The organism is Streptomyces solincola (assembly GCF_002982015.1).
Taxonomy (GTDB): Bacteria; Actinomycetota; Actinomycetes; order Streptomycetales; family Streptomycetaceae; genus Streptomyces; species Streptomyces solincola.
The window spans coordinates 1-4,102 of sequence record NZ_PVLV01000212.1; the positions used below are offsets into that span (position 1 = coordinate 1).

General features: G+C 73.4%; 6 protein-coding genes. 3 read left to right on the forward strand and 3 right to left on the reverse strand.

The window, feature by feature from the left end; all coding sequences use genetic code 11:
• On the forward strand, window positions 1-322 hold a 322-nt coding region (locus C6N75_RS15290), incomplete at its 5' end, for a 2'-5' RNA ligase family protein (RefSeq protein WP_105869457.1).
• A gap of 130 nt (window positions 323-452) precedes the next feature.
• Here the strand turns inward: C6N75_RS15290 and C6N75_RS15295 are convergent.
• Window positions 453-1,439, reverse strand: coding sequence for an aldo/keto reductase (locus C6N75_RS15295; protein WP_105869458.1), 987 nt, complete (start codon window positions 1,437-1,439; stop codon window positions 453-455).
• Between the two features lie 112 nt (window positions 1,440-1,551).
• Here C6N75_RS15295 and C6N75_RS15300 point away from each other — a divergent pair, with 112 nt between their 5' ends.
• On the forward strand, window positions 1,552-2,103 hold the full coding sequence (locus C6N75_RS15300; protein ID WP_105869459.1) for a hypothetical protein: 552 nt from the start codon (window positions 1,552-1,554) through the stop codon (window positions 2,101-2,103).
• Window positions 2,104-2,109: 6 nt separating this feature from the next.
• Here C6N75_RS15300 and C6N75_RS15305 read toward each other — a convergent pair whose 3' ends face one another.
• Both C6N75_RS15305 and C6N75_RS15310 read right to left on the reverse strand, forming a co-directional pair.
• Window positions 2,110-2,727, reverse strand: a complete 618-nt coding sequence (locus tag C6N75_RS15305; RefSeq protein ID WP_105869460.1) for a Uma2 family endonuclease — start codon at window positions 2,725-2,727, stop codon at window positions 2,110-2,112.
• Between the two features lie 161 nt (window positions 2,728-2,888).
• Window positions 2,889-3,731, reverse strand: a complete 843-nt coding sequence (locus C6N75_RS15310; RefSeq protein WP_105869461.1) for an arylamine N-acetyltransferase family protein — start codon at window positions 3,729-3,731, stop codon at window positions 2,889-2,891.
• Window positions 3,732-3,916: 185 nt separating this feature from the next.
• Between C6N75_RS15310 and C6N75_RS15315 the strand changes: the two genes are divergently transcribed.
• The coding region (locus tag C6N75_RS15315) for a hypothetical protein (RefSeq protein ID WP_105869462.1) at window positions 3,917-4,102 on the forward strand (186 nt) is incomplete at its 3' end.

The window sequence follows — 4,102 nt, forward strand, 5'->3', positions numbered from 1 at the left end:
CGGCCGGCGCGTCCTGTGGACGGGCGCGGCCGGCGGGGTGGCGGAGCTGCGGCGGCTGGCCGAGCGGACGGAGGCGGCGGCCCGGCGCGCCGGCGTGCCCAGGGACGAGCACCGCGCCTACCACCCCCACCTCACCGTCGCCCGCAGCCGCACCGACGCCGACCTGCGGCCGTACGCCGAGGAGCTGCGCCCCTTCGCCTCCACCCCCTGGCAGGTCACCGAGCTGAGTCTGGTCCGCAGCAACCTGCCGGCGAGCGGCGTCCCCGGCGAGCAGCCCCGTTACCAGACGGTCGGTTCCTGGCCGCTGGGCCGGGCCGGTTAACCTCGAAGCGTGGACCCGAAAACCCGAAACCGGATCATGGCCGGCGCGCTGGTGCTGATGTTCGCGATCATCGCCGTGGCGGCCGCACTGGGCTGAGACGTACGCGCGCCGCGGTGCCGGCGATCGCCGCTCACCAGGCGAACGCCTCCGGCGACGGTCCCGGGCCGGGGAAGATCTCGTCCAGCCCGGTCAGCACCTCCTCGCTCAGCTCCAGCTCGACGGCGCGCAGCGCGGAGTCGAGCTGCTCGGCGGTGCGCGGCCCGACGATGGGCCCGGTGACCCCCGGCCGGGTCAGCAGCCAGGCCAGGGCCGCCTCGCCGGGCTCCAGCCCGTGCTTGTCGAGGAGGTCCTCGTACGCCTGGACCTTCTCCCGCATCGAGGTGTTGGCCAGCGCGTCCGCCGACCGCCCGGAGGCCCGCCGCCCTCCCTCGTTCTCCTTGCGGAGTACGCCGCCCAGCAGCCCGCCGTGCAGCGGCGACCACGGGATCACGCCGAGGCCGTAGTCCCGCGCGGCCGGGACGACCTCCATCTCGGCGCGCCGCTCGGCGAGGTTGTAGAGGCACTGCTCGCTGACCAGGCCCAGGCTGCCGCGCCGGGCGGCCGCCTCGTTGGCCTGGGCGATCTTGTAACCGGGGAAGTTGGAGGACCCGGCGTAGAGGATCTTGCCCTGCTGCACCAGGACGTCGATCGCCTGCCAGATCTCCTCGAACGGCGTGTCGCGGTCGATGTGGTGGAACTGGTACAGGTCGATGTAGTCGGTGTTCAGCCGCCGCAGGCTGGCCTCGACCGCGCGGCGGATGTTCACCGCGGAGAGCTTGTCGTGGTTGGGCCACGGGTCGCCGTCCGCGGCCATGTTCGCGTACACCTTGGTGGCGAGCACGACCTTGTCCCGGTCGCCGCCCCGGGCGAACCAGGACCCGATGATCTCCTCGGTCCGGCCCTTGTTCTCACCCCAGCCGTAGACGTTGGCGGTGTCCCAGAAGTTGACGCCCGCGTCCAGCGCGGCGTCCATGATCGCGTGGCTGCCCGCCTCGTCGGTCTGCGGGCCGAAGTTCATCGTGCCGAGGACGAGTCGGCTGACCTTGAGTCCGGTGCGTCCGAGCTGTGTGTACTTCATGGTTCCTCAGCCAACGCCTTCGAGCGCGCTCGAAGCAAGGGTGTCTGCCGCGGGGGGCTCGACGTGTCGAGGCGTCGGACGTGGTCTGCCCGATTCCGGGCAACCGGACTCCATGGGTGAATCCAGGGGCGGGAAGAGGACGGACGCGGATCGGCAGCGGCGGATACGGCGGGCGGCGATCGTCGGGGGCGTCTTCGGGGCGCTGGCGGCGGTCCCGGTCGGCCTGGAGAGCTTCCGGTTGGGGATGGTGTGGTGGGCCGCCGTGCCGCTCGCCGTGCTGGCCGGCGCGTTCCTGGGCTGGCGCGGGGCGCGGGTGGGCCGGGTGGAGGGGGTGCGCGACACGTCCCTGAAGTCGGGTGAGAGCCTGTTCGGTGCGTACCGGGTGCAGCCCGCGCCGGAGGGCTCGCGCTCCACCCTGTGGCGCAGGAGCACCCCGTACGAACTCCGCAGCACCAACCAGGGCTTGCAGCTCTGGAAGGACGACGAGCAGCAGTGGGACCACCCGTGGCGCTCGGTGCGGCTCACCGCCGACGGGAAGCTGCTGCTGGTCCACAGCGGGGACCGGCTCGTGGAACGGCTCTGGGTGGAGCGGCGGTCGCTGGGCGGGATCGGCGAACTGATGATGGCCGCCGAGCGGTTGGGCGCGAGGGCACGGGCGGCCTGAGGCGGCTCAGCGGGCCCCGGCCCCCGGGAACGCCCCGGTGTCGAGGGTGACGCCGAAGGGGGCGGGGAGGGCGAGCGGCGTCCCGAACGGGACCGGCTGCGAGTGCTTGAACACTCCGTCCTGCGGCGCGCTGAACAGCGTCACGGTCGGCCCGCGCCGGTCGTAGCGGTCGATCAGCAGGTAGAGCGGGACGAGGCTGAGGGCGTAGGCGCGGTACTTGCGCGTACGGTCGTCCGCGGCGTTGTGCGGGGAGGTGACCTCCACGATCAGCTCGGCCAGGGCGGCGTCAACCGGCTCGGACCGGTCGGGGTCACCGGCGAGGACCGTCTCCCTCGGCACGATGACCAGGTCGGGAACGTACAGCTTGTCCAGCGGGGCGATGTGCAGGCCCAGCGTCTGGTAGATGCCGAGCTCCTCCGGCAGCCCGCGGTAGAGACGGTGCTGCACGAGTTCCGCGATGGCGTTGTGGTGTCGGTGCGGCGGCGGTACCAAGACGATCTGCCCCTCGTCGATCTCGGCGCGCCAGCCCTCGGGCACGTCCAGTTCGTGCCATGCGTTGAGCATGTACGCCCATGTCTGGGGAGGCTCGGGAGCAGGGTCGTGACCGACCGGCACGGCTGTCATCGCGGGTCCCTTCTCCGTGGCCTCAGCCAGGTGAACGTACAGCGGCATATGCGGTGCGGGAGCACTTCACCGCAAGCGTCCCACGAAGGGTGAGCGATGTCCGCCCCTCCCGTCGTTCCCGTGCGCGCGATCCGGCACGTCCGCGGCGGGCGGCGGGCGGCTCAGTGCTTTGCGGGCAGGAGGTCCAGGCCGTCCGGGGCGGTGATGCCGAAGCGGTCGTCCAGGACGCGGCGGATCTCGGCGGCGTCGGCGAGGTCCCGTTCGGTGACGGTGCCGTCGGCGTGGGTCTCGACGAGGCGGCGGGCGTCCAGGGCGAGGTGGCCGTCGGGGGTGGTCCGCTGGGCGTAGGGGCGGTGGGTGAAGGGCGAGCGGGGGTGGGTCGCCACGTACCAGTTGGACACCTCCGCGTCGGCGTGCTCGAACGGGTCGAGGGTGAAGGCGTACTGCGTCGCCCAGCCGCTCTCCGTCCCGGCCTGGAGGCCCCACAGCTCCAGCGGGCCGGCGTGCGGCAGGTGCACCAGGCGGTGGCGGCGGCCGGCGTCCTCGAACTCGGGGCCGGCGAGGAGCGGGACGGGTCCGGCGAGGCCGGTGACCGAGCCGAAGCCGACGTCGGCGATGTACGGCCGGGGGTCGCCGGGGACCAGGACGTGCAGCAGCATGTGGGTGCGCGGACGGCTCTCGACGATGTCCGTCCCCACGGTGACCCGCGCCCCCAGGGTCGCCACCTCGAAGCCCAGGGAGCGCAGGGCCCGGGCGAAGAGGAGGTTCTGCTCGAAGCAGTAGCCGCCGCGCCGGCCGTGGACGAGCTTGGCCGTCAGGTCGGCCGGGTCCAGGGACGGGGCGATCCGCTGGAAGGCGTCCAGGTTCTCGAAGGGGATGGCTCGCTGGTGGGCCAGGTGCACGCCCCGCAGGGTCTCCAGGTCGGGCCGCCGGGGGCCGTCCCAGCCGATCCGGGCCAGGTAGGCGTCGAGGTCGGAATCGGCCGTGTCGTGCTGGTCGGTCATGCCCTCCAACGTAGGCGGTCGGAGCGTGGCGCGCCTGGGCCTTGCGGCCGGGTTCGGCTCGGGCTGAGGTCCTGGTCCCGGGGCGGGGGCCGAGTCGGCGCCCGGTCCTGGTCCGCGGGGCCCGTGCCCCGGCCCTGGCAGGATGGCGGTGACCATGGCGAACCAGGTGGGGAAGGGGAACGGAGATGGGCGTCGGAGGACTGGTCCTGATCGGGCTGCTGGTGCTCGTCGTCGGGGGGTGCGCCTGTGTGGTGTGGGCGGCGCGGGGCGGGCCGCGCTGGGCGCGGGGCGTGGCCGCGGTGACGCTCACCGCCGGTGAGCTGCTCCGGTCGGCCCCCCGCCCGCGTCCGGGCAGCCGCGGCGGTGGCGGC